This window comes from Bradyrhizobium sp. AC87j1 (assembly GCF_002936975.1).
Lineage (GTDB): Bacteria > Pseudomonadota > Alphaproteobacteria > Rhizobiales > Xanthobacteraceae > Bradyrhizobium > Bradyrhizobium shewense.
Genome location: NZ_PTFE01000032.1, coordinates 1 through 24,761, shown reverse-complemented (window position 1 = coordinate 24,761; position 24,761 = coordinate 1). Strand labels below are relative to the sequence as shown.

The 24,761-nt window shown below is 64.1% G+C and carries 21 protein-coding genes; 8 read left to right on the top strand and 13 right to left on the bottom strand.

Going from position 1 to position 24,761, the window contains the following annotated elements; genetic code table 11:
- Positions 1-20: 20 nt before the first annotated feature.
- The 3 genes from CV770_RS18225 to CV770_RS18215 form a co-directional block, all read right to left on the bottom strand.
- Positions 21-1,304, bottom strand: coding sequence for a cytochrome P450 (locus CV770_RS18225; RefSeq protein ID WP_104463277.1), 1,284 nt, complete (start codon positions 1,302-1,304; stop codon positions 21-23).
- Positions 1,301-4,324, bottom strand: a complete 3,024-nt coding sequence (locus tag CV770_RS18220; RefSeq protein ID WP_245453778.1) for an ATP-binding protein — start codon at positions 4,322-4,324, stop codon at positions 1,301-1,303. The genes CV770_RS18225 and CV770_RS18220 overlap by 4 nt, the downstream gene beginning before the upstream one ends.
- 669 nt (positions 4,325-4,993) lie before the next feature.
- Positions 4,994-6,346 carry an Nramp family divalent metal transporter gene (locus CV770_RS18215; protein ID WP_104463275.1) on the bottom strand — a complete coding sequence of 451 codons (1,353 nt, stop codon included), beginning with the start codon at positions 6,344-6,346 and terminating at the stop codon, positions 4,994-4,996.
- 167 nt (positions 6,347-6,513) lie between these two features.
- Here CV770_RS18215 and CV770_RS18210 point away from each other — a divergent pair, with 167 nt between their 5' ends.
- Positions 6,514-7,758, top strand: coding sequence for an MFS transporter (locus CV770_RS18210; protein WP_104463274.1), 1,245 nt, complete (start codon positions 6,514-6,516; stop codon positions 7,756-7,758).
- On the opposite strand, the gene CV770_RS18205 is transcribed toward CV770_RS18210, so the two are convergent.
- Positions 7,755-9,014 carry an adenylate/guanylate cyclase domain-containing protein gene (locus CV770_RS18205; RefSeq protein ID WP_104463273.1) on the bottom strand — a complete coding sequence of 420 codons (1,260 nt, stop codon included), beginning with the start codon at positions 9,012-9,014 and terminating at the stop codon, positions 7,755-7,757. The two genes, CV770_RS18210 and CV770_RS18205, sit on opposite strands and share 4 nt — an antisense overlap.
- A gap of 164 nt (positions 9,015-9,178) precedes the next feature.
- Between CV770_RS18205 and CV770_RS18200 the strand changes: the two genes are divergently transcribed.
- Both CV770_RS18200 and CV770_RS18195 read left to right on the top strand, forming a co-directional pair.
- On the top strand, positions 9,179-10,336 hold the full coding sequence (locus CV770_RS18200; protein ID WP_104463272.1) for an MFS transporter: 1,158 nt from the start codon (positions 9,179-9,181) through the stop codon (positions 10,334-10,336).
- Between the two features lie 31 nt (positions 10,337-10,367).
- Complete coding sequence (locus CV770_RS18195) at positions 10,368-10,559, top strand: hypothetical protein (protein ID WP_104463271.1); 192 nt, start codon at positions 10,368-10,370, stop codon at positions 10,557-10,559.
- On the opposite strand, the gene CV770_RS18190 is transcribed toward CV770_RS18195, so the two are convergent.
- From CV770_RS18190 to dmeF, 3 genes are all read right to left on the bottom strand, one after another.
- Positions 10,556-11,434, bottom strand: coding sequence for a DMT family transporter (locus CV770_RS18190; protein WP_104463270.1), 879 nt, complete (start codon positions 11,432-11,434; stop codon positions 10,556-10,558). The two genes, CV770_RS18195 and CV770_RS18190, sit on opposite strands and share 4 nt — an antisense overlap.
- A gap of 81 nt (positions 11,435-11,515) precedes the next feature.
- Positions 11,516-12,346, bottom strand: coding sequence for an N-acyl homoserine lactonase family protein (locus CV770_RS18185; RefSeq protein ID WP_104463269.1), 831 nt, complete (start codon positions 12,344-12,346; stop codon positions 11,516-11,518).
- An 81-nt stretch (positions 12,347-12,427) separates the two neighbouring features.
- The gene (gene dmeF, locus CV770_RS18180) at positions 12,428-13,408 is read right to left on the bottom strand and encodes a CDF family Co(II)/Ni(II) efflux transporter DmeF (protein WP_104463268.1); all 981 of its coding nucleotides are present in this window, start codon (positions 13,406-13,408) and stop codon (positions 12,428-12,430) included.
- A 194-nt stretch (positions 13,409-13,602) separates the two neighbouring features.
- Between dmeF and CV770_RS18175 the strand changes: the two genes are divergently transcribed.
- Both CV770_RS18175 and chrA read left to right on the top strand, forming a co-directional pair.
- Positions 13,603-14,421, top strand: a complete 819-nt coding sequence (locus CV770_RS18175; RefSeq protein WP_028144262.1) for a chromate resistance protein ChrB domain-containing protein — start codon at positions 13,603-13,605, stop codon at positions 14,419-14,421.
- Positions 14,421-15,806, top strand: coding sequence for a chromate efflux transporter (gene chrA, locus CV770_RS18170; RefSeq protein ID WP_104463267.1), 1,386 nt, complete (start codon positions 14,421-14,423; stop codon positions 15,804-15,806). Before CV770_RS18175 ends, chrA begins: the two co-directional genes overlap by 1 nt.
- Before the next feature lie 120 nt (positions 15,807-15,926).
- Here chrA and CV770_RS18165 read toward each other — a convergent pair whose 3' ends face one another.
- Both CV770_RS18165 and CV770_RS18160 read right to left on the bottom strand, forming a co-directional pair.
- Positions 15,927-16,154, bottom strand: coding sequence for a hypothetical protein (locus CV770_RS18165; RefSeq protein WP_026202141.1), 228 nt, complete (start codon positions 16,152-16,154; stop codon positions 15,927-15,929).
- 177 nt (positions 16,155-16,331) lie between these two features.
- Positions 16,332-16,517 (bottom strand): hypothetical protein, encoded by a 186-nt coding sequence (locus CV770_RS18160; protein ID WP_091965146.1) that lies wholly within the window; start codon positions 16,515-16,517, stop codon positions 16,332-16,334.
- A gap of 261 nt (positions 16,518-16,778) precedes the next feature.
- Between CV770_RS18160 and CV770_RS43880 the strand changes: the two genes are divergently transcribed.
- The 3 genes from CV770_RS43880 to CV770_RS41655 all read left to right on the top strand — a co-directional run bounded on the left by CV770_RS43880 (position 16,779) and on the right by CV770_RS41655 (position 18,006).
- Positions 16,779-17,147: a dodecin family protein gene (locus tag CV770_RS43880; protein ID WP_283808012.1), complete on the top strand. Its 369-nt coding sequence runs from the start codon at positions 16,779-16,781 to the stop codon at positions 17,145-17,147.
- A gap of 165 nt (positions 17,148-17,312) precedes the next feature.
- Positions 17,313-17,624 carry a hypothetical protein gene (locus tag CV770_RS18150; protein WP_091965144.1) on the top strand — a complete coding sequence of 104 codons (312 nt, stop codon included), beginning with the start codon at positions 17,313-17,315 and terminating at the stop codon, positions 17,622-17,624.
- Positions 17,625-17,787: 163 nt separating this feature from the next.
- Entirely contained in the window at positions 17,788-18,006 is a 219-nt protein-coding gene (locus tag CV770_RS41655) for a hypothetical protein (protein ID WP_146101302.1), read from the top strand.
- A 176-nt stretch (positions 18,007-18,182) separates the two neighbouring features.
- Here the strand turns inward: CV770_RS41655 and CV770_RS18145 are convergent, their stop codons facing one another.
- From CV770_RS18145 to CV770_RS18125, 4 genes are all read right to left on the bottom strand, one after another.
- Complete coding sequence (locus CV770_RS18145; RefSeq protein WP_104463266.1) at positions 18,183-19,163, bottom strand: ABC transporter substrate-binding protein; 981 nt, start codon at positions 19,161-19,163, stop codon at positions 18,183-18,185.
- A 339-nt stretch (positions 19,164-19,502) separates the two neighbouring features.
- Positions 19,503-19,802, bottom strand: a complete 300-nt coding sequence (locus CV770_RS18140; protein WP_091967377.1) for a hypothetical protein — start codon at positions 19,800-19,802, stop codon at positions 19,503-19,505.
- 270 nt (positions 19,803-20,072) lie between these two features.
- Positions 20,073-21,509: a DUF1254 domain-containing protein gene (locus CV770_RS18135; RefSeq protein WP_104463265.1), complete on the bottom strand. Its 1,437-nt coding sequence runs from the start codon at positions 21,507-21,509 to the stop codon at positions 20,073-20,075.
- A gap of 1,334 nt (positions 21,510-22,843) precedes the next feature.
- Positions 22,844-24,388, bottom strand: a complete 1,545-nt coding sequence (locus CV770_RS18125; RefSeq protein ID WP_104463264.1) for a GMC family oxidoreductase — start codon at positions 24,386-24,388, stop codon at positions 22,844-22,846.
- Positions 24,389-24,761 lie beyond the last annotated feature (373 nt).

Here is a 24,761-nt window from a genome sequence, read left to right as displayed (position 1 = left end):
GACTGTCCTTCCCCAATCCGTCAGACGAAGTTCACGCGCATGCGGGACATCAGTGCGCCATCGTAGGCGATGGCCTTGCCCTCGCCCCGCGTTAGTCGCAGCTCGGGCAGGATCAGCAGACCAATCAGCGCGCTGGTCAGGATCTCGACCGCGAAATCCTTGGCGGGACATTGGCGGGTGCCGTATCCGAACATCAGCCAGCGCAAATCCTGGTGCGGCCCCCAATCGCGGGCGGGACAGAACTGACCGCTCTTCTTGACCACCCTGGAATCGAACAGGGCGGCGATCGACCAGATCGCCATCTTGCCGCCAGCGGAGCACGGCGCATTGTGCCGCGCGCCGGTCTCGAATTCCGTATCGCGCGGCACGTCGCGCGCGAGCAGCGGAAAGATGGGCCGAAAACGCATGAGCTCGAGCACGTGCTCGCGCACCAGATCGCGGAACTTGGCGTTTTGCCAAACGCCGGCCGGCCCGAGCCGCTGGGCTTCCGCCCGCAGGGCCCGGTGAACCTTGGAGCGCCTGAGCAACTCCTGCACGGCCAGCGCCCCCGACTGCACCGTGACCGGATGCGAAATCCAGGCAAGACCGGCGGCATTCCGCGTGATGGTGCTGGCAGTACTCGGGACACCCCAAGCCTGTTGGATGTCGCGGCTCACGGCGGCGATACGTGCACGCAACGCATCCGAGCAGAGTTCTGCCCGTCGCTGGACCCTCAGCGTCGCAGTGCTTCCTGCAAGGAGCTGGCCTGCGACATACCTGATTTCCAGGAGATATTGCCGTTGCAGCCCCGGGTCGGTGGCGTTGCCATGCGCGCCCGCCACCACCTTGCCCGTTGCCGCCCCGAACAGCGGATCCATCGATCGAAACACGATCCACATCAGGTAGTCGTCAATGAGGTCGAACGACTTGTTCGTCCCGAGCTGCCCAAGCTGCTGGACGCGCAGCTGAACCTCCCGATCGGCCGCGGCCGGCAAGCTCGCAGCCAGCAAAGCCAACCGGGCATCAAGCAGACGCCTGTCGTCGTGGTAGGTGGGCCCCGGATCCATGCCAATCAGGTAATCGCCAGCGGCCAGATTGGCCGCATGGGCAGAGTTCGAGAAACTCTGCGGCCTGGTCAGGACACCCTTGACCGCACTGGCGCGTGCCGCCATGCCGAACCAGCCGCCGGCGAATGGCCAAAGCCGAAACAGGGCACCGACGGCTCGCAATGCCCTCGGACGGCGATTGGCCCAACAGAAGATCCCATAGGAGAGGCTGCGGAGCCCCGGCGGCATTGCATCAGGAGTGCCAGCTGAGATTTTCATGCTGCGTACCCGTCCTTCCGCCAATCTGCGAGCGCCGCGGCGGCTCGCATCCGGTAGTGAGGCATGCCCAGACGCTCCGCCGCCTCGGCGGTTCGCTTGAAATGCGCTTCGGCCCCGGCCTGATCGCCGGCTTGCCGCAGCGTTTCGGCGAGCTCGTACAGGGCTTCGGTCTGGTGTCCGTATTCCTCGGCGGCCTGCTCGACCGCCTTGCGTCCGACGGCGATCGCATCGTCCAGTCGTCCGAGCTTGCGATAGGCGACACCCAGGCTGACGCGCATGAACGTCCTGCCATAGGGGCCGGCCGCCTCGTAGATGCGATCGGCGAACCCCTTCTCCAGCATGGGCACCGCTTCGGCGGCCTTGCCATTGCGCGCCAGCGCGCTGCCGAGAACGCCGGTGCACACGGACAGCATCGTCGGCACGTTGTGCGTCATGCATTGCTGCACACCCGTGCGCATCAAGGACTCGGCACGGTCGAGCTCCTCGCGTTCGACCCAGATCTGCGATTGGACAGTGTCGATCAACAGACGGGAATATGGGTGATCGATGTTCGACAGAATCTCATAGCTCTTGGCGAAGAAATCGTCCGCGGCGCCGCCATCCCCGAGGCGCCACAGCGTGCTGGCATGAAATGCGTACAGGTTGATGATCGGAATCGCGGCCCAGCCGGGCTGGACATAATGCGCCGACAATTCCGGTTCGTAGTCCGACAGCAGGATCCGGCCCTCGGCCGCCGCGTCCGCGTACCGCCCGAGCGCATGCAGATGCATGAGGCGGGTCTGATGCGCCGCCATCATCATGTGACGGCGCTGTGCGAGGCGCGCCGCTTCCAGTCCCTGCGAAGCGTAGCCCAGACCTTGCTCGAAATGTCCGCGCATCCACAGAAACACGGCCGTCTCGGTCGAAACCGCCGCCCGTGCACGCTGATCGTTCAGTTGCACGGCGATGGCTTCAGCCCGCTCCATGTTGTCGAAGATCTCGTCGATCTGCCCGAGAGCCAGCATTGCGCCAATGGCCTCCAGCCGAAGCGCGAGCTCCAGGGTCTGGGCGGTCGTCGCACCCTCGACGCGCCGTGCCGCCTGGATGCCCTTCTCCAGCAATTGGACAGCCTCCCGATTGGCCGAGCGCGAGATCGCACGAGCCATCGACTTGACGGCGAATCTTGCCGCCTGTTCCCATTCCTCGCCCCCGAAGGCATGATGCGCCAGTGCCGGCGCGGCATCGACATCGGCGGCCCCGGGCTGGGCGTGCAGCGCCAGGAAGGCCTGGCGATGCAGCGCCTTGAGCCTGGCGCGCGTGAGCACTCCGAGCACGACGTCACGGACCAGCGCATGGCGGAATGCGAAGGCATGCGACTCGTGCGAGCCCCTCGCCTGATCCGGACTCGTCAGCAATCCGGACGCGACACAAAGACCCAGCAGTTCTTCGGCACGCTCGAGGTCCACGGCCTGCATCGCGGCAACCAGGTCGCGCGTGATCGGATCACCAAGGATGGCCGCAGCTTCGAGCGCCGACTTTGCGGCTTCGGGCAGCCTGTCGACCCGCGCCCCGATCACCGCCGCAATGGAGCCCGGCACGCGCAGCTCTCCGAAAGGCCTCTGCAAACGGTAGGCGCCAGGGGTCCCTTCCAGCGACCCGTCATCGATCAGCGTGAAGACCAGTTGCTCCAGGAAGAAGGGATTGCCGTCGGCACGCGCGACCAGTTCGGTCATGACGCCGAGCACGGACGGATCATCGCCGAGAAAGGCGCGCGCGAGCTGGAGCATTTCTCCGTCGCCCAGCGGCTCGATCACGCGCTCGGAAAACCAGGATGCTCGACGCCACTGATGGTCGAAATCCGGGCGATAGGTGACGCAAATCAAGACCGGCAGCGCCTGAAGTTTGGGAAGCAGGCCCTCGAACAGCCGCCGGCTCTCGCGGTCGGCCAGGAAAACGTCCTCGAGTACGAGCAGGAAGGCGCCGGACCGCACGCGTCTGCGCACGAGCCAGAGCAACGCCTCGCCGATCCGGCGCCGTCGTTGCGCCGGGTTCAGCGCCAGCCAGGCCTCATCCGGCGCCGCAAGTCCCAAGAGATCATTGACCGCCGCCAGATGCTCGGCGCCGTCATCGGGCCATTTCGCAATCAACGCCTGCTTGGCGGAATGCCGAATGTCTGCCGCACTCGTTTGCGGAAGCCCGACCAAACTTGCGGTCAGATCGGTGGCGGTGCTGTAGGCCCGCGTGCTCGCATATCCTCTCGCCTGGGAAAAGCAGACTTCCACCCCCTCCCGCGCGAGGCTGTCCATCCAGTCGACGATCAGGCGCGACTTGCCGATCCCGGCATCGCCGCACAACCCGATCGTTCGCATTCCGGACTTTTGAACAGTCTCCAGGGTCCCTTCCAGGATCCTCAACGTGTCTTCGCGTCCGATCAGAGGCGCCCAGCGCGGCTTCCGCGTCAACGGCGCTGCCGCCGAACTTTCGGTCTCCACCACGACTTCATGCACTTCGACCGGAACATCCAGCCCGCGCACGGTCCGCACGCCGGCCGTACGCGTGTCGATCTGCTGCGCGACCAGCCGCTGCGTCGCGGCGCTGATCAGGATGCCGCCGGGCGGCGCCATCTTCTCAAGTCGCGAAGCGAGATGGATGGTCTTTCCGTCCGCGCCGTAATGGGACCACCGGTACTGTCCGACGACACCGACCAGCACCTCGCCCGAATTGATACCGATGCGTAGCGTCGGGCTGACAACGCCTCCGACGTCATGGGCTGGAATGGATGCTCTCTGCATCTTGAGGGCGGCAAGGCACGCCCGCAGGGCGTGGTCTTCCTGCGCCACGGGCGCGCCGAACAAGGCGACGAGGCCATCGCCGAGCAACTGGCTCACCGTGCCGCCATAGGTCTCGACTGCTTCAGCCAGCCGGTCCAGTGCCCTGCCGAGATAGGCGCGGGCTTCCTCGGGGTCGACATGCTGCAATAGGGAGGTCGAATTGCAGACGTCGACGAACAGCACGCTGACCTGCTTGTTTTCAGTCAGCATCTGCGAGCGAACGGGAAGATGATGGTGCAGCTGGACGACGTGCGCATCGCGGTCCGGGGCACCCGGCTCCTCCGCGTTACGATTGAGACTCGCGCCACATTGAGAGCAGAAGCGATGCTCGCGGGAAATACGGGCTGAACAAGCGGGGCACCTGGTCACGGCAGCACACACTCATCAATGACTTGAACGAAATTACCAACGCGTTCTGGCTTGAACATCGCCCCTTCGGGGCGCGAACCCGCTCAGCAGAAAAACAAGCTGTCGATCAATCCAAACGATCAAACCAAAAAATTCGTGCGCCAACTAAAGTCGCGCACAACCGATAGATGAGTCCGGAGAATTGCAGTGGCCGCTGTTGGTCCGGCGCAGGACCCGCCGATCATCCCGCCGGAAGCAAAATCAATGCTGAAACAGGGGTTATTATTGTACGCCTGGTCAGCAATTGCAACTAGTATACGCGCGCCGCACAAATTGAAAAGTGACAGTTTGCCAAATCGAGTTCCGACGCCAGGATTTGCAACCCATGCGCGCGAAATCGGGAGCACGTCGCCAGCCAACACATCTAACTGGGGCAGATGCTCGCTTTCGGGAAGGTCATGCTGGCTGCCTGATCGGAGGCGCTATCCGAGCAAGGCCCACTTGAACGGGCCGGACAGATAGCCGCCGCCCTCACCCGAACAGCGTATCTACCAGCAGCTTCACGTTCAAAATCACGATGACGCCCGCGACGATCCACGCTATCGCCGCGACATATCCCGGAATCGCGAACTGCCCCATCTTGCGACGGTCGGAGACGAAGCGGACCAGCGGGATCACCGCGAAGGGCAGCTGCATCGACAGCACGACCTGGCTGAACACCAGCAGATCAGCGGTGCCGCGCTCGCCATAGATCGCCGTCACCACGATCACCGGAACGATGGCGATGCCGCGCGTGAGCAGGCGGCGCGCCCAGCTCGGCAGGCGCAGGTCGAGAAAGCCTTCCATCACGATCTGGCCGGCGAGAGTCGCCGTCACCGTCGAGTTGAGGCCGGAGGCGAGCAGCGCCACCGCGAACAGCGTCGAGGCGATGCCGAGGCCGAGCAGCGGCGACAGCAGCTCGAAGGCCTGGCCGATCTCGGCAACCTCGGAATGGCCGCTCTTGTGGAAGGTTGCGGCTGCGACCACCAGGATCGCGGCATTGATGAACAGCGCCAGCATCAGGGCGATGGTCGAGTCCGTCGTCGCCCACTTGATCGCCTCGCGCCGGCCAGTGTCGTTGCGCTCATAGGCGCGCGTCTGCACGATCGAGGAATGCAAATAGAGATTATGCGGCATCACCGTCGCGCCGATGATCCCGATCGCGATGTAGAGCATCTCGGGGTTGGTGAAGATCTCGCTCTTCGGCATGAAGCCGTGCAGGACCTCCGCCACCGGCGGCGCCGCAGCCACGATCTGGACCGCGAAGCAGACCGCGATCACCGCCAGCAGCGCGATGACGAAGGCTTCGAGGAAGCGGAAGCCACGGTTCATCAGGAGCAGCAACAGGAAGGCATCGAGGGCCGTGAGCAGCGCCCCGCCGATCAGGGGAATGCCGAACAGCAGCTTCAGCGCGATCGCGGTGCCGATGACCTCGGCGAGATCGCAGGCAATGATCGCCGCCTCGCAGGCGAGCCAGAGCAGGAAATTCACCGCCGGCGAATAGGTGGCGCGGCAGGCCTGCGCGAGGTCGCGGTCGGTGACGATGCCGAGCCGTGCCGCCAGCGACTGCAGCAGGATCGCCATCAAATTCGAAAGCAGGATAACGGACAGCAGCGTGTAGCCGAACTTGGAGCCGCCGGCGAGGTCGGTCGCCCAATTGCCGGGGTCCATGTAGCCGACCGAGACCAGATAGCCTGGGCCGACAAAGGCGAGCAGCCGGCGCCACCAGCGGCCCGCGGCCGGAACGGCGACCGTGGCGTTGACCTCGGCGAGGCTTTTGGTGACGGGCGCATCAGCGCGCCAGCCGGCGGCGTCGGGTGTCAAATCAGGCGAGCGGGCATCCATGGGGCGAGAATACCGAAATCGAGTCTTATTGCAACTCATTTGCAACTGCATCTAGCAGCACGGGTTCCCGTTCCTGCCGTTATTCGCCGCCGTGTCGGGAAGCGGGTGGGTTTGGCGGCCCTTGGCGCCGGATACTGGCGCCAACCCGACTTTGCAGGAAATGAGCCATGTCAAACCCGCCTCGCCTCCCCGACACCTTTAGCCGCCTCGCGTGGTCCAATCTCGCGGCGCAGTCGGCCGAGCAGATCGCGTTGGCCGCAGCTCCCATCGTCGCCGTGCTCACGCTCGGGGTCGCGGAAGGCCAGACCGGCCTGTTGCAGACCGCGCTGACCCTGCCCTTCGTGCTGTTTGCAATTCCGGCCGGCCTGCTCGCCGACCGCATCTCACGCCGCTCGCTGATGGCCGGGGCCGAGGCGCTGCGGGCGGCGGCGCTCGGGACAATCGTGCTGCTGCTCGCGCTCGGCGCCCTCAATCTTCCGCTGCTGGCGCTGCTCGGCTTCGCGGCCGTGTGCGGCACCGTCGTCTACAGCGTGGCCGCGCCGGCGCTGGTGCCGTCGTTGGTGAGCTCCGACCTCCTGCCGGCGGCGAATGCCCGCATCGAGCTGGCGCGCACCGTCGCCTTTGCCGGTGGACCCGCCCTCGGCGGCGCACTGGTCGGCTGGTGGGGGGGGAGCCCGGCCTTCGGCTTTGCCGCGGCGCTCTCGGCGATTGCGGTGGTGCTGCTCTCGGGCATCTTCGAACCCGCGCGCGCGCCCGCCCCGCGGCGCCATCCGTTCCAGGACATCCGCGAAGGCGCGGCCTTCGTATTCCATCATCCGCTGCTGCGGCCGGTGTTCATCACCCAGTTCATCTTCAACACCGGCTGGTTCCTGCAGATCGCGGTGTTCGTGCCCTATGCCGTGCGCCATCTCGGCCTGACCGCCGCCGGCGTCGGCACGGTGCTGACCATGTACGGCGTTGGCATGGTGATCGGCGCGCTGTTCGCAACGCGCGTGATGCAGCGCGTGGCTTTTGGCACCGTCGTCGGTCTCGGCCCGGTGACGGGCTTCGTTGCAGCTGTGGTGATGGCGCTGACGGTGCTGGTCCCCTCGCCCTGGCTTGCGGCGTTGAGCTTCTTCCTGCTCGGCGTCGGGCCGATCCTGTGGGTGATCTCGACCACGACGCTGCGCCAGTCGGTGACACCGCCGCGCCTCTTAGGCCGCGTCTCCGCCATCAACATCATGAGCTACGGTGCCCGCCCGCTCGGCTCGGCGCTGGGCGCGATCGTCGGCGGCCTCTGGAGCGCGGAAGCCTGCCTTTATCTCGCGGCCGCCGTGTTCGGCGTGCAGGCGCTGGTGATCTGGCTGTCGCCGGCGGTGGCGCTGGATCGGCAGCCGGACATGGTGGGAGATGAGGTGGCGGTGGGGTGTTAATTCGCCAGGTACCGCTCGTAGCTCCCCGTCACCGGCTCGCTGGCGTCGACCTCGGGATCGAGCGTGTAGAGATCCTGCGCGCGGCCGATGCCGCGTAGCGCATAGCGGCCGGTGGACACGAGATAGCGCCGGCCGGCGGCATCCAGGCCCTTGTAGAATTCCGCCGATGCCAATAGCTCGCGGTCGACCGAGCGGCTCATCGAGGCGATGCGGCTGACCTCGTTGACGGTCGGCCCGACCACCGTGAAGTCGAGCCGGTCCTCGCTGCCGATATTGCCGTAGAAGACCTCGCCGACATGCAGGCCGATATAAGCCGACGTCGTCGGACGGCCGTCGGCCTCCCGCCGCTTGTTCAGCGCCGCGACGTTCTTGCGGAACAGATGCTCGGCGCGGAGCGCAGCGCGCCGCGCATCCGCCATGTCCTCACCCCAGAACATCGCGAGCACGCCGTCGCCGATCAGCTTGAGCACGTCGCCGCCGGCCTCGTGGATCGCGTCGATCACGGCCTGCGCATAATCGTTGAGGAACGGGATGATCTCGTCGGGGCCGATGCTCTCGCTGATTCCGGTCGAGCCGCGCAGATCGGAGTACCAGAGCACGGCGTTGATGCGCTCGGTGACGCCGCGCGAGATGCGCCCGCGCAGCACCTGCTCGGAGGCGTCGCGGCCGAGATAGACGCGCCCGAGCGTGCGCGCGATGTCGACCTGCTGCCCCGATTTGATCGCGAGCCCGAGCACCGGCACGAGATCGCGCAGGGCCTCGAGCTCGCCTTCGGAGAAGCCGCTGTCGCGCCGCGTGGTCCAGCAGGAATAGAGGCAGTCCATCAGGCCGAGCGCGCCGTTCTCGCCGAAGCGGTGCACAAAGGCGAGATAGTGCTTGTGGCCTTTTTCGGCGAGCTCGCCGATCTGCGAAAAATCCATCGACGGCGCGTCGGCCAGATCGATCACCATCTCGTCGTGGCCATGCTCCAGCATGTGGAAGAACACCGAGCGGCGCCAGCTTGCGGCGGCATCGCCCTCGGCGGTCGAGCCGTATTCGAACGCGTCGCTCTCGTTGCTGGGCCGGTCGCTCCAGCGGAAGCCGCGGCCCTCGTAGATCGGATGCAGCGTGTCGATCACGACGAGCCCGCGCGACAGCTCCAGCCCCTCGGCGCAGCAGCGCTCACAGAAGCCGCGGAGCAGTTCGTTTTCGGGAAGGCCCGTGAGCCCCTGGCCGGTCAGCCAGTTCATCAGCGCAAGGCGCGAGGTCAATTGCATGCGCCATTATGGCGTGCATTCGTGACGAGCGGAAGGCCAAGCGCGAACGTCATGCAACCAAGGGCCCGCCTGCAGCAGGTCGAATATGCCGCAACCGCTGTTGACGCACTGTCGTGCCGGCTGCAAATGGAACCGATGTCACTGCCGACCAGAAATACAAAAATATGAGCCAGCGCCAGCTTCCGATCATCCTGGCGCTCGGCACCACGCAGACCCTAGCCTGGGCGTCCAGCTATTATCTGCCGGCGCTGATCGCTGATCCCATGGCGCGCGATCTCGGCGTCTCCTCCAACTGGATCTTTGGCGCGTTCTCGGCCTCGCTGGTGATCTCGGCGATGCTCGGCCCGCGCATCGGACGGCAGATCGATCTCGTCGGCGGCCGGCAGGTGCTGTCGGCCTCGAACCTGACGATTGCCGCCGGCCTCGCGCTGCTTGGCTTCGCACACTCCGTTCCGGTGATGGTGTTCGCCTGGCTCGTGCTCGGCATCGGCATGGCGATGGGGCTCTACGACGCCGCCTTCGCCGCGCTGGGGCGCATCTATGGCACCGAGGCGCGCAGGCCCATCACGGGCATCACGCTGATGGCGGGCTTTGCCTCCACCGTCGGCTGGCCCCTCACGGCCTGGGGCCTGTCGCATATCGGCTGGCGCGAGACCTGCTTTGCCTGGGCGGCCGCCAACATCCTGATCGGCCTGCCGCTCAATTTCTTCGTGCTGCCGACGATCAAGGGCGCCAGGCAGGCGTCAGCCACGGCCGAGAAGCCGCATTTGCCGCTCGACCGCACCATGGTCCTGCTCGCCTTCATCTTCGCGGCGGTGTGGACCGTCACCGGCGCGATGGCCGCGCATTTCCCGCGCATCCTCGAGACGACAGGCGCAACGCCGGTCGAGGCGATCGCGGCGGGCGCGCTGATCGGCCCGGCGCAGGTCGGCGCGCGCATCCTGGAAGCCGGCTTTCTCAGCCGCTTCCATCCGCTGTGGTCGACCCGGCTCTCCTGTCTGACCCACCCGATCGGTGCGGTGATCGTGGCGATCTTCGGCGGCGCCGCGGCGAGCGCGTTCGCGCTGTTCCACGGCTCGGGCAACGGCATCTTGACGATCGCGCGCGGCACGCTGCCGCTATCGATCTTCGGCCCGAAGGATTTCGGCTACCGTCTCGGCATCATCGGCGCGCCGGCACGCATGGCGCAGGCGGTGGCGCCGCTGACCTTCGGCCTGCTGATCGACCTCATGGGCGCCAAGGTGCTGATCGTCTCGTCCGCGCTCAGCCTGTCGGCGCTGGCGGCGTTGTTCCTGATCCGCACCAAGCCGCGGCCGGATTGACCGTACAGCCGCTTTCGCGCACAAGCGGGCGATGAGCGAAGAGACCCGCCCGCCCCGCACGTTCAAAGGCCTCCTGCGCTGGGCCACCACCCCGCCGCAGGCCTGGGGCGTCTACCTCCTCGCCCTTCTCTTGATCTGGCTGGTCTCGTTCTATGCCGGCACGCTGAAGCCGAAGAAGACGCCGGACGCGAGCCCGGCCACAATGACGGCGCCAAAAAGCTAGGCCGGCTTTGCCTCGCTGGTTGCGATCCAGATGCCGGCGAAGACCGCGACCAGCCCCAGCAGAAGATTGGGCGTGATCGGCTCGCCGATCAGCAGCGCCGCCAGCAAGGTGGCCGCGATCGGATTGACCGTCATCGTATTGGCGACGCGGGTCGGCGTTGCCCGCGCCAGGGCCATGACCCAGAGGATGAAGGCGAGCGCACCGCCGCCAATACCCAGATAAATGCCGGCGATCCACTGCGCCGACGTGAAATGATCCAGCGCCGCAAAGCTGCCCTTCACCAGACCCACCAGCACCAGCACCACGGCGCCTGCGCCCATGCCGACCGTGAGGAAGCCGAGCGCGCTGGAGCGCTGCATCAGCGGCCGCGACAGCACGTTGTAGAACGCCATGCAGAACACCGCGCCGGTCATGATCAGCTCGCCGCGCCAGGCGCCAGGCGGACTGTGCGCGAGGCCCGCGGCCAACGCCGCCGCCACCCCGAGCACGGCGATGCCGACGCCGGTGATCTTGCGGGCGGTCAGACGCTCGACGCCGAGCAGCGCGCCGACCACCATGGTGTGGAGCGGCAGCGTCGCCAGCGCCAGGCTGGCGCGCGCGGCTGTCGTGTAGGACACCGCGATGTTGTAGAGGATGAAGAACAGGCCGAAGAAGCAGACGCCGAGCGCCGCCACGGCGGGCCAGTCGGGCCGTTGCGGCCAGCGCACGCCGAGCATCAGCGCACACGGCAAGAGGCAGAGAAAGCCGATCCCCCAACGCAGGATCGCCAGCAGGATGGGATCGGCGCCGCCGACGAGATAGCGAGTGATCGCCGCCGCCGTGCCGCCGAGGCTGCTCGACGCCAGCGCGATCGCAACTCCGAGCCACTCCCCCACAATCGTCTCCCGTCGCGGAGCTTTTGAGAGTGGCTAGCACAGCCCTGCTGCCATCGACGTGGCAACAGCGGCTGCGGAGAGCTAGTCGTAAAATTCCGGCGCCATTTTCTGGCTGTCGCGCTGGGCCTTGTCGTGGTTGATCCAGAGCTGCGCCTTCTCCTTGGCCAGCGTGTCGGCGATCTTTTGCATCGAGGCCGCGCTCTGGTCCTTGTTGACGTTCATGCTGGGGACGCGGCGGTTGTCCCAATTATCCCTAAAATGGACGGCGTCGCCCGACAGCACCACCGCGCCGGTCTTCGGCAGTTTCACCAGCAGCGACTGATGCCCGGGCGTGTGGCCGGGCGTGGACAGGATGGTCACGCTGCCGTCGCCGAAGACGTCCTTGTCGCCGTTAAGCAGCTCCACCGGGTGCGAGGGCTTGAAGCGCGGCTCGTTGTTGGCGCCGGGCCAATCATATTCGGCCTTCTGCACGTAGAGCGTCGCCTGCGGGAACAGCTCGACATTGCCGGTGTGGTCCGGGTGCGTGTGCGAGACCGCCATCGCCTTGACGTCGTCGGGCTTCATCCCAAGCTGTTCGAGCTGGGCGGCAAGCGTCTTCGGCCGGCGCCAGGTGACGGCCTTGGGATCGGCGGGCACGAGACCATTCGGCATGCTTGCGACGGAATCCGCGATGCCGGTGTCCCACAGGAACCAGCCCTTGGCGTGCTTGACGAGATAGCAGGTGTCGACGAAGTCCATCGTCTTGCCTTCGTTCAGGCCGGGCGTCCAGCGCGAGATATCGCCTGCGGTGCCCTCACCGCAGTTGAGTACATAGAGCTTCTCGACGCCGGCCTTTTCCGATTGCGCCAGCGCCGCGGGGCCGGACAGAGCGAGTGCAGCGATGGCGACAGCGAACGTGATCCTGGACATCATTGTTCCTCCGGTACAGCCATGCGGGCTGCGACCGAGGATCAACCCCGGCCGCGTCGCAGAATTCCGCTCGCGCGGTTCACGTCAATGCGGGCATGTCTCGACCTCCACCGTGACGTGGCTGAGGCCCTTCAATCCGGCGAGCCGCCGCTTGTAGACCGCCGGCTGCTTCGGCTTGTCGGACACCACCGAGAGCAGGACGGCGCAATGGCCGGGGCCGACCTGCCAGAGATGCAGGTCGGTGACGCGGTCGTCGCTGACCTCCATGCGCGCCCGGATCACCCGCTCCAGCTTCTCGTCGGCGCGCACGTCGAGCAGCACCGCGCCTGACGTCTTGATCAGGCCGAACGCCCAGCTGGCGATCACCACGCTGCCGATCAGGCCGACCGCCGGATCGGCCCAGACCCATCCCGAATACATGGCGACGGCAAGAGCTGCGATCGCCAACACCGAGGTCGCGGCATCGGCCATGACATGGACGTAGGCCGCGCGAAGATTGTTGTCGTGATGATGATGATGGCCGTGATGATCATGATCATGGTCGTGATCGCCGTGGGCATCATGTGCATGGCTGTGACCATGATCATGGCCGTGGTGGTGATGATCGTGGCTGTCGCGCAGCAGCCACGCGCTGGCGAGATTGACGCACAGCCCGAGGGCTGCCACCGCGATCGCCTCGCCATAGACGATCGGCACCGGATTGATCAGCCGCAGCACGCTCTCATAGGCGATCTCGACCGCGATCAGGCCGAGGATGACCGCGCTGGCGAAGGCGGCGAGATCGCCGAACTTGCCGGTGCCGAAGGTGAAATGCGCATTCCCCAGGTGCCGCCGCGCGAATCGATAGGCGAAAGCGGCGATCCCGAGCGCGGCGGCATGCGTGCCCATGTGCCAGCCGTCGGCCAGCAGCGCCATCGAGCCGAACAGCGAGCCCGCCACGATCTCACCGACCATCATGACCAGCGTCAGGACGACCACGAACCAGGTGCGCCGCTCGTTCTCGTCGTGCTTCTGGCCCAGAAAAGCGTGGTCGTGGGTCCATTGTTCGATGGAATGGGAATGCATCGAATTCTCCAGGAGATTCAGCTCTGTTGGCGGACAGTATAGTCGCCGTGCATCACTTTTCGAAGGTCCAATCATCCCGTGGATTGACAGTGCTTCTTAGTTTCGCTGTAATCCGCGCCATGGGGATTTGAGCGATCTCCCCACGAGGCGACATGCCCAAGTATCGCGTCCCCCGATTTATGCGAGGACGCATCATGTCAACGTTCACGACCATATCATCTGACAAATTGGCACGGCTGATCGGCACGGCGAACGGCCCTGCCCTGATCGATGTGCGCACCGACGAGGATTTTGCCGCCGACCGGCGGCTGATCCCCGGCTCCATCAAGCTCAGCCACGACAATGTGACGGACTGGGGCGGCGACTTCGCCGGCCGCCGGGCCGTCGTCTCGTGCTTCCGCGGTGAGAAGCTCGCGCAGGGCACGGCGGCCTGGCTCCGCCAGCTCGGCGTGGAGGCCGAGACGCTGGAGGGCGGCTTCGAGGGCTGGAAGGCGGCCAAGCTCCCGCTGGTCGACGCCCGCAAGCTGCCGCCGCGCGATGCCAAGGGGCGCACCGTCTGGGTCACGCGAGCGCGGCCGAAGGTCGACCGCATCGCCTGCCCCTGGCTGATCCGCCGCTTCGTCGATCCCAATGCGGTGTTCCTGTATGTGGCGCCATCCGAGGTGGTCGCCGTCGGCGAGCGATTCAATGCTGCCCCCTTCGACATCGAGAACGTGTTCTGGAGCCACCGCGGCGAGCTCTGTACCTTCGACGTGATGATCGAGGAGTTCGGCATTGCGACGCCGCCTTTGCTGCGGCTGGCCACGCTGGTGCGCGGCGCCGACACCGCGCGGCCCGACCTCGCGCCGGAGGCGCCCGGCCTGCTCGCCGCCTCGCTCGGGCTGTCGCGGATGTATGACGACGACCTCGCGCAGCTCGAGGCCGGCATGACGCTGTACGACGCCTTCTACCGCTGGTGCCGTGATGCCACCACCGAGACCCACAACTGGCCGACCAACAAGGTGAAGGCTTAATGGACACCCGTAACGTTCAAGCTGGAGCTGATGCCGGTCACGGCATCAGCTTCGGTGAAGCCTTTCGCGTCTGGCTCCGCGTCGCCTGCCTGAGCTTCGGCGGGCCCGCGGGCCAGATCGCGGTGATGCATCGCATCCTGGTCGAGGAGAAGAAATGGATCTCCGAAGGCCGTTTCCTGCATGCGCTGAACTACTGCATGCTGTTGCCGGGCCCGGAGGCCCAGCAGCTCGCGACCTATGTCGGCTGGCTGATGCATCGCACCGCCGGCGGATTGATGGCGGGCGGGCTGTTCATCCTGCCCGGCATCATCGCCATCATGGGCCTCAGCTACATCTACGCCATCTACGGCAATGTCAGCTTCGTCGAGGCGCTGTTCTTCGGGCTCAAGGCCGCCGTGCTCGCCATCGTCGTCGAGGCTGTGGTCCGCGTCGGCAAGCGCGCGCTGAAGAACCGCATCATGATCGCGCTGGCGGCAATCGCCTTCGTCGCGATATTCTTCTTCGCCGTCCCCTTCCCGATCATCATCATCGCCGCCGGCCTCATCGGCTATGCCGGCGCGCGGAGCGGCCGTCCTGAGTTCGCCCCCGCCGGTCACGGCCATGGCGACAGCACCGCATTGATCGACAGCATGCTCGGCGAAGCCGTGCCCGAGCATGTGCGCCCCAACACCGCGCGCACGATCCGCACCGGCGCGCTGTGGCTGGCGCTCTGGCTGGTGCCGGTGGTCGTGTTGCTGCTCGCGCTCGGGCAAGGCAACGTGTTCAGCCAGATCGCGCTGTTCTTCTCCAAAATGTCGCTGGTGACTTTCGGCGGCGCTTATGCCGTGCTGGCCTATGTCGCCCAGCAGGCGGTCGAGCATTATCACTGGCTGAAGCCGCACGAGATGCTCGACGGCCTCGGCATGGCCGAGACCACGCCGGGACCGCTGATCATGGTGCTCCAGTTCGTGGGCTTCATGGCCGCGTTCCGCGATCCGGGCGGCCTGTCGCCGTTGCTCGCGGCGACGTATGGCGGACTGCTCGCGACCTGGGTCACCTTCACGCCCTGCTTCCTCTGGATCTTCGTCGGCGCGCCCTATATCGAGCGCCTGCGCGGCAACACGGGATTGGCCGGCGCGCTCAGCGCGATCACCGCAGCCGTCGTCGGCGTGATCCTCAACCTCTCGATCTGGTTCGCGCTGCACACGCTGTTCCGCGAGACCGTGCCGGTGCACGCGTTTCCGCTGGATTTCGACAGGCCGGTGCTGACGAGCGTCGATCTCCCCGCGCTGGTGCTGTCAATCGCGGCAGCAACTGCGATCTTCCGGTTCAAGCTGGGGATGCTGACCGTGCTGGCGGGCTCATGCGCGGCCGGGGTGGCGCTGCGGATGGCGGGGGTGATTTGAGGCACGTACTCGTCGGTTCGCCGACGGGGCTGCATGTCGGCTTTAGGCGCAGGAAGAGATACGGCTCCAGCACATTGGCGCGGCCGGATAACCGGCGACGCCCGAGACATTCGCTTCAGCTCAGATGGCAGCTCCGGCCAGCAAGAAAGTGCCGCCAAGTGCGACCATCACAAGTCCAGGCCAGTTCGATTTGATGCCGAAGCCGCCACCTGGCCTTTCAGGCTCCAGCGTGTCACGCCCGGAGCGAAGCCACCTTCCACCGCTGAATCGGCCTCGCCAGATGGGCTGAAACGCCATCTGGAGTATGCCGCCGAAAACAAGCAGCACACCAAGCCATATGAGGGTCATGCTCACCTCCTCTACCCGTGAACGCCGATAGAGCTGCGCCGAAACTTTGGTCCATTCAGCGTCTATCCGCGGCTCTCGGAATCAGACCGACCTTGAAAGCCGCCGGACGCACCAGCGCGCCGCACGCAGGCTGGGGATCGCACTCACCGAAGCTCAGGCAACCTCCAAGCATCCCGCTTAGTCTTCGTCCGGCTCGCGCACGACCGGCGATTCGTCGGATTGGTTCTCCTCCTCGTCTTCGTCCTCATCCTCTTCGTCGTCATCTTCTTCGTCGTCATCAGGATCTCGAGGCGGCATCGTGCTCATAACCGCGAAGAGACGCCAGTCGATCCTGGCGGGAACCAGCTCGGGGAGTAGGGTCATGTTGTTGCTCCTCGGATGTGAGCCCTGGGGCACTTTACCCCTTTTTCGGCGAGGCAGGCGACCGAGATGGTTCGCGTGCGAGCCAGAGCTTCCTTCCAGAGTTTCTTGGGGCATCTTTCTCGCGCTCGGCACGAGCCATAGCCGTTTTGTTTGAGCGTGAGCTTCCGCGCCAACCGGATCGTGCTGCCTTCCGATCCGGGAGAGACTGAAAAGAGACAGCCAACCGGACGCTTTTCCGTCGATCCGCCATGAGCGGACACGATGGCGCAGGTCCGGCAGTTCATTCGGAGCCAAGAGCCGCCCTTCCGCCAGATGCAGTTTGTCCCAACTCGGCTCCGGGGGCATCCCCGAAACGGTATCAGCGTCGAGATCCTGATGCTAGATTTCCTGGGTCATACCGAACAGGAGGACGACATGCCTGATAGCGTCTACAAGGTCATAGAACTGGTCGGTACCAGCAGCGACTCGTGGGAGAAGGCGGCCGCCAATGCGGTCGAGCAAGCTGCGAAATCTCTCCGGGATCTTCGCGTTGCAGAGGTGATCAAGCTCGATATGCAACTGGATGAGAACGGAAAAGTTGAGGCCTATCGCGCCAAGCTCAGCGTGTCGTTCAAGTTCGAGGGCTCCTGAGCCTCGGCACCTCGGCCCCCGCTTGCGGGGCGAGGATGGCTCATCGGACAAGGCGCGTTGCGCGGTCCGCCCAACCGGGCGGTGTGACCCATCCCGGAGAAGGCCCTAGTCCGACTAGGGCCGATGTGCTTTGATGCGTGGGGGCGTGTGGCGCGTGGTGGCCCCATGTACATGGTCATTCGCAAGTACGCCAAGGTTCGTTCGGTAGCGGACGCTGCTCGCCGCGCCAAGAGCGGCGTCGGCGAGATCCTACGGCAATCGCACGGATTCAAATCTTACTATGTGCTGGATGCGGGCGACGGTGCTGGTATCGCTGTGATGATATTTGACGACCGCGAAAGCGCCAATGCAGCAAATGCCAAGATACTGGCGTTTGTTCAAGCAAGTCTACCTGACCTCGATCTTGGAGTTCCCGAAATCACAACCGGCGAGGTTTTGGTGCACATAGAGCCTGATGGGTCCTCGGGCATAAAGTAGCCGAACACGCCGCCAGTTGCGTGGGAGCGCCGCCCTCTTGCTGATGTCGTCGAATTTCGGACTCGCGCCTTGTAGCGAACGGAATGCGTCTCATTCATCCGCCCATGGTCATCGCACAGAGTGATCCCATGGGCGGTCCAATCGCGCCCCGGAGAAGCCGATCATGACTGACGATCAGGTCAATCTCGTCGTTCAGCACCTTTGCGAGCAATTGCACCTTGCGCTCCGATTGAAGAACAGCGAGGCACATCCGCCAAATGCCAAGGATATTGGATTTGATGCTGCCTCTGTCAGAACTGTATTGCTGACCGGGTTGCGTTCGGCGGATGTCACGATCCGCCACGAGACAGCAGGGAGGAGCGAAGAGCCGCCATGGTCCTGAACGCAAAACGAGGGACAGAAGCCCAGCGCCAATGTCTCAGTTGCGGTCAAAATGCGAAGAACTCGGGGTGAGCAGATCCAGTCCGCTATCCCTCACGGAGCGGACGTCAATCCGAGAGGGCGTCACTTCGCTGATGGGCCATCTGCAGACTCAATGCACCGCCGCAATTGTGGTCGCTATTCGATCACCTCGTCGGCGCGGACGAGCAACGAGGGGGACACAGTGAGACCGAGTGCTTTGGCGGTCTTCATGTTGATGACCAACTCGAATTTGGTTGGCCTCTCTACCGGCAACTCAGAAGGCTTGGTGCCTTTGAGTATCTTGTCCACGTAGCCGCCCGCACGGCGCATCAGATCGCCCGCTTCGGCTCCGTATACCGACAATCCGCCATTGGCGTAATGTCGGAACAAGTACATTGCCGGCAGATGATATTTCGCCGCCAGCGCGATGATTCGCGGAGCCTCGACATAGGTGAGAGGATCACCAAGATCGATTATCGCATCGGCGTGTTGAGCGGCGGCCGAGGCAAAGGCGGCGTCGAGTTCTTCGGCCCTGGTCGCCTCAACTATCAGCAGAACTATACCAAGCCTACGAGCCATGCTGGGTATCTCTTCCGCCAAGTAATGCCTTTGCATTGGGTTGTCGGGATTGACCAAAAGCGCGATCTTCGAGGCGCCGGGTACGAGTTCCCGAAGGATTTCGAGACGTTTAGCGAGGAAGTCATCTGGTACCATGGTCGAAAGACCCGTTATGTTGCCACCGGGGCGTGACAGGCCTTGGACGAGGCCGAGCTGCACGGGATCTGCTACCCCCACGAATACAATCGGAATGGTGGCAGTCGCCGATTTCAGGGCCATGGCTGCTTGTGGTCCCGGAGCAACGAGGACATCCGGATTGAGTGCAACCAGGTCGGCGACGGAGGCTGGTAGTCGATCCGGGGGTTGGGAAAAGCGATACTCGATCACCAGATTCTTCCCCTCCACCCAGCCGAGACTTCGCAGCGTATCAACGAACACACGCTCGGCTTGGTTTAGGGCCCGCCCGCTCCCATCACCTATGGCAAGAAAGCCAAGTCGACGGCGAGTTCCCTGCGCCCACGAGCGCCTTCGCGAAACGAGCAGTGCCGCAGTAGCCGCTATGAACTCCCGCCGCTTCATCGGATCCTCATCGCAGCTTGAGGACAATGGGAGACGGGAGATGTCGTATCATGTTCGATGGCCGCGCGGACTGCGATGCTGCGTCGCAAGTACGGCGTGTGGCGCCAAGGCTTTGGGCAAGCCGCCGCCTCCAGCCGAACCAAGCGATGTCCGCTCTACCTCTGTGAGGCGACATTCCGATGAACAGAGAGACCTTCGGCAAGGGGCCAAGAGGCGACATCGACCACGGATGGCGGCTCGGTCAGCTGGGATCGTACACTGAAAGAGAGCACTCCGCGGCCGATGCGGCTCACAGTACCTCAATACTCGAAGGCAACGCCGGCAACTCTCAGCGGAGCCTCAGAGATCGATGCCGACCGCGATGTTACGGCCAGTCAATTCGGCAAAGGTAGCTGTGTGCGCGTACAGCTTTGCGAATGCCTCGTCCTTTGCCAATGCTTCCTGTACTTTTCCGTACACTTCCCAACTGGAATAGCGCGTAGCGATAAGAAACTCCCCGGCCCACGTACCAGTGTGAAATCGAGAAAGCCGAAGAAATTCTGCGCCATGTTTTTCGAAGATTGCCTTCGCCTGCTTGGCAGTCTTGATCATCTCCTCAGGCTTATCGCTCTTGAAGCGTGTAAATTGTACAATGGCCATGACCTAATCCCTCCGTTGAACCCCCCACAGATTAGGTCCAGGAGTGGCCGTAGAGGTTCACAGGACGGCCCTATGATGCAGGGTCCGAGTTGGGTCAAAGGCTGCCTTAGCCAGCTTGCATAGCGCTGTTCGGCTCACCCTCAGGAAGCAGACTTCGCGACGCTCTGAGCTAAGGTCAGCCATGGGCCACAAGCGGCCGTCCGTAGCGACTTCGCGAGCAGAGAACGCCGCCGGCGCTGTCCTTCGCGCGCCGGCGGAGTTTATTTTAGCTCAGTTGACCTTGACGACGTGCGGCACTTTCCAGCTTCCATCAATGATGGAAGGGGTAGTCTCTTTTGGCCAGTACATCCGCAGCATTAGGACAAAATCGCCTTTCGGTGCGGGCAGCCAGTTAGATTCTTTCTCTGCGCCCGGCGACTCGTTTTGGAAGTATAGCGTCAGCGACCCGTCGGCATTGAACTTCGGATTGTCTCGCATGCTCACGGTAAACCTGTTGAGTGGATTTGGGACGAACCACCAGCCTTGGTCGATCATATACATGGTGAACGACCAGAAGCCGTTGACGGGGGGCGTTGCATCTTTTGGGAAGATCAACGTGTACTTGTTCGCACCGCTCAGCTTCTGTCCAGCCGAGTCCTTCTCGGTGTTCGGATAGACAGCGTCACGCTCTTGATTGGCAGGCCAGCCAAATGCCGCCACCACCGCTCGCTTCATGTAATCGGCAGGGCCGTAGGTACCTAACCCTTTGGTAATCGACCAGCCGTTGACTATCCCACCAAGATTTTCCTTGTTTGCCTCGATCTTCTTCAGTGCTGTCTGTGGAATGTCCTTCAATGCCTGCTGAACAACTGGGTCAAGCTTGCTCATCTCGAACGGCTTCCCAGGCTCGATACCGATCTTCGCCATGCTCGCGAGTATCGGTGCATCCGTCGCAGGCGCCGGAGCCGCGGATGCCATCAGTTTAGCCAATAAATTGAAGTATCCCTCCGTTCCCATGGCAAGAATGACCGACTGCGGTTTATCGGTCATGCTGAAACCCGGACTCGGATTTACCGGCGGTGTCACAGGGGTATACGGCTTTCCCCAAGCGGAAAGGGGCGTAATCTTATATTGTGCCTGCAACGTGTTGACGGCCTTGTAGTCGGCCTCGCTGCCATCGGCATATGTGCGGCCGAGAATGACCATGTAGCGCGTAGCCATTGGAAAATGTTTCATATCCGCCGGCACCTCACCTTTCCAGCCCGGCGCGGTGAACAAGTAGTTGGCCGCCTTTCCGCTTGCAGTCCGCTTGCTCGGCGATGACTCTGAATCCGACATCCACAAATCGGTAAGCTCAAAGAGATAGAAACGGTCGCCCATGTCTGGGTGACTGAATACCTGCGGCTCCGCAAGATCGAGCCAAGCAACCGAGTAAAGCGTGTCAGCGTTGGGCGCGGAGACGCCGCGATAGTCCGCAGGCGGATAGCGCGGAACATTGACGAACTGACCAGTCGGGCTTGTGAACCCCTCGACCTTTGGCACGTTGCTCATCTGAACGCGGGTCACTTCAGTCGTGATCAGCGAATAGCCATAGACATAGGCATCGGTGGCGATCTGCTGCGCTTCCGCGGGCGATATGGATTGTGCGCGCGATGGTACGGCGGCTGCCAAGCACGTCGATACGGCAACGCCAAGAACAAGCAAAACACGTCGATCGATCGCGATCATGGAGGCACCCTTTGTTGTGTTAGACAACCGTTTTGAGGAATGGGGTCAGGTCGGCACGCCAAAGTAGAAGTTCCAAAAGAAGCATCCACGCAAGACCGCGCTATTGATTCAGATCAACAGGTGCCCATCCGGGGGCATTTGGCGTTGTCAGCCAAGCCGAAGATCGGCTTTGGGTCAGACGCTGCCATCGCGCACCTTGCCGCGATTGGTCGGCTAAGGGTCACAAGCCGTCGAGGCGACCAAGCGGAACGACTTCCGCTTTGCCGTTGAAGCTGCCATTCGCGAACACCCGTCCTCAAAAAACGCTCGTCGCAGCGTGCCCGTCGGGCAAAACAGCCGACCAATTCCGCTACGTCGCCTGTCAAGCCCCGTCCCGCGAAATATTCCACTTTACCGAAATTCGGATTTATCGTACACACCGATCACCCTGGCCCGAGACGAGGGGCGGATCGCGATCGTCACGAACCGCGGGCTGGGCAGCGATGGACGCGACGGCGTCGGGCGTAACAGGCATTGCAGGGCGGGACACCGTGAGCGATGGCTGTCGCGCGAACGACACGACGCTGACAGCGTCTTCGCATGGCTTCGGGGGCGAGCACACGCCACCCCCCGGATTCCCAGCGAGGACGTGCGCGGACGGAGAAGTCGTGTGGTCCCGACGCCCGGGGTCTGTGCGTCAAGTCTTGCGGTGATGTGGCGGCCCGACCGGGCGCGCGCATCGATTATCCGCAAGGCGACGGGGGCAATAGTGCAACGCTCCCCGAGGAGAGCACGAAGGACACCGTTAAAACCATTCGCGCAGGGAAGGCCGGGCGACCGGCAACACCTGTGGTCCACCCGTGTGCATTTCTGCCGCGCACGGATCTCGGGTGCCGCCGGCGCCCGGCCTTCCCTGCGCCCTCGTCATTTTCGAGGGCGGCACCTGGAGCAAAACTCGGGCGATATGCGCCGCGGGAAGGCGATCGTGTGTCTGCTGTTTGAAATGTGAATTGGAGCGCGATGGGTCCGCCATTTGCTCCGTCATTGCGAGGAGTTCGCGACAAAATTGTGAAGCAATTTTGCGCTGATGCGACGAAGCAATCCAGAATCCCTCCGCAGAAATATTCTGGATTGCTTCGCTGCGCTCGCAATGACGCTGGAGAAACAGCTCTATCGCTGTCACCCTGAGGTGGCCGCTTCTTCAGCGGCCCTCGAAGGGCGACGGCCCCGCTGTCGCCGCTAAGATATCGAAGCATGTCGGCCGTCCATCCTTCGAGGCTCCCGGCGCGATGCTTTTGCATCGCGCCACTCGCGCCTCAGGATGACGGAATAAGTGGAATCTGGCGCAGCAGAAACTACCGCATCATCATCCGCGCAATCGCTTCCCCAATCACCACCGTGGTGAAATGCGTGTTGGCGCGGCAGTCGGACGGCATGATCGAGGCGTCGGCGACGCGCAAGTCCGCAATGCCCTTCACCCCGCCGTCAGGATTGACCACGCCGTCGGCATCCCCAACGCTGGTCATGCGGCAGCTGCCGGCGGCATGCTGGATGTCGCCGGTCTCACGACGCAGCACTGCGTCGAGCTCGTGATCCGGCAGCGCTGCTGCCTGTGGCAAGGTCAAATCGGTGTCGGCGAGCCGGATCCAGTCCGCGATGCCTGCCAGCGCCGGCTGGGACGTGATCACGGCGAGCCGTCTCACTGCGTCCATCATGCGCAGCATGTCGCGGGGATCGGCCAGCATGTTCTCCTCGACGAGGGGATCGATCGCAGGGTCGGTCGAGGCGAGTTTGAGCGTGCCTCGGGAGTACGCGTTGAACAGGCCCGCACCGATCGCCCCGGGATTGCCGATGCCGCGATGATTGAAGGCGATCAGGATCATGTCGCGCTTACCGCCCTCGGCAAGCCTCGAGGAATAGGTCACGCAGCAATTGGTGTGACGGGTGTCCGGATCGATCGGCCGCAGATTCTCGTGGAGCTGGATCGTGGCGCGAAACAGCGGATGGTCGAAGTAGTGGCGGCCGACCGGCAGATCGCGCGTGACCGCAATCCCCATCGCCTTCAACTCGTCGGCCGGGCCGACGCCCGAGCGCAGCAGGATCGCCGGACTGTGGATCGCGCCGGCGCACAGCACGATCTGCCGCGCGCTGATCTCGTGGGTGCCCTGCCCTTCGATGAGAACGCGGACGCCGGTGGCGCGGCCATCGCTGATCAGGACGCGATCGACCAGCGCATGGCCGCGAATTTCCAGATTGGCGCGGCCGCGCGCCGGCTCGAGATACCCCTCATTGGTGCTGATGCGGCGGCTGTCGCGGCTGTTGATGGGATAGCAGGCGACGCCCTCGCCATCGGGACCGTTGAGGTCGGCGCACCAGGGATAGCCGCTGGCGAGTGCCGCATCGCGCAAGCCCCGATCGATCGGTCCCCAAGTCTGCGTCGGCGCCCGATAGACCGGCAGCGGCCCGCCACGGCCGTGGCCCTCGGCATCGCCGAACTCCAGATCGTCCTCGATCACGGAGAATAGCGGCATCACCTCCCTGGCCGACCAGCCGGTGCAGCCATGGGCGGCCCATTCGTCGAACGCATCCGCAACGCCGCGGATCGCGATCTGGCCGTTCATCATCGAGGAGCCGCCAAGCCCCTTGCCGCGCCAGTAGAAGCGCGCCTCCTGCCCGGCAACGCGCCGCGATAGGAGATCAGGCCACTGCCATTTCTCCTGGTACTCGCGCTTGTGGATGATCGGGATCGGATTCGGCGTCCGTACCTCCCAGGGCGCCTCATCTGCGCGCCAGTCGCGGCCGGCTTCGAGCAGCAGGACGCGCCGCGCGGGATCCTCGGACAGCCGTGCCGCCACGGCGGCGCCAGCGGAGCCGCCGCCGACAACAATGACATCGTACATCGCGTTATTTCTCAACGTTCGAGAAGACAGGGATGGCCCGATGATATCAGCAGGACGTCAATTGGACAGTGGCGCTTTCGCCGCGCGCAATGACGATGTGGAGGCAGCTGCTCGCCACACCCTCGCTGTCATCGCCCGGCTCGACCGGGCGATCCAGTATTCCAGAGACAGGCGACGTATACTGAGAAGCCGCGGCGTACTGGATGCCCCGGTCAAGCCCTAGCATGTTCACACATCTGGGGCCGCCGGCGGGTTGCCAAGTCATCTGAAGTCTGAATCCATCGGGAGGGGTGTGCCGATGGAGCGAGCGATGGAAGGTGGATTGGGACGGTTTGGCGACCGGCGCCTGGAAAAAGGGGGGCTCGTTTGCTGG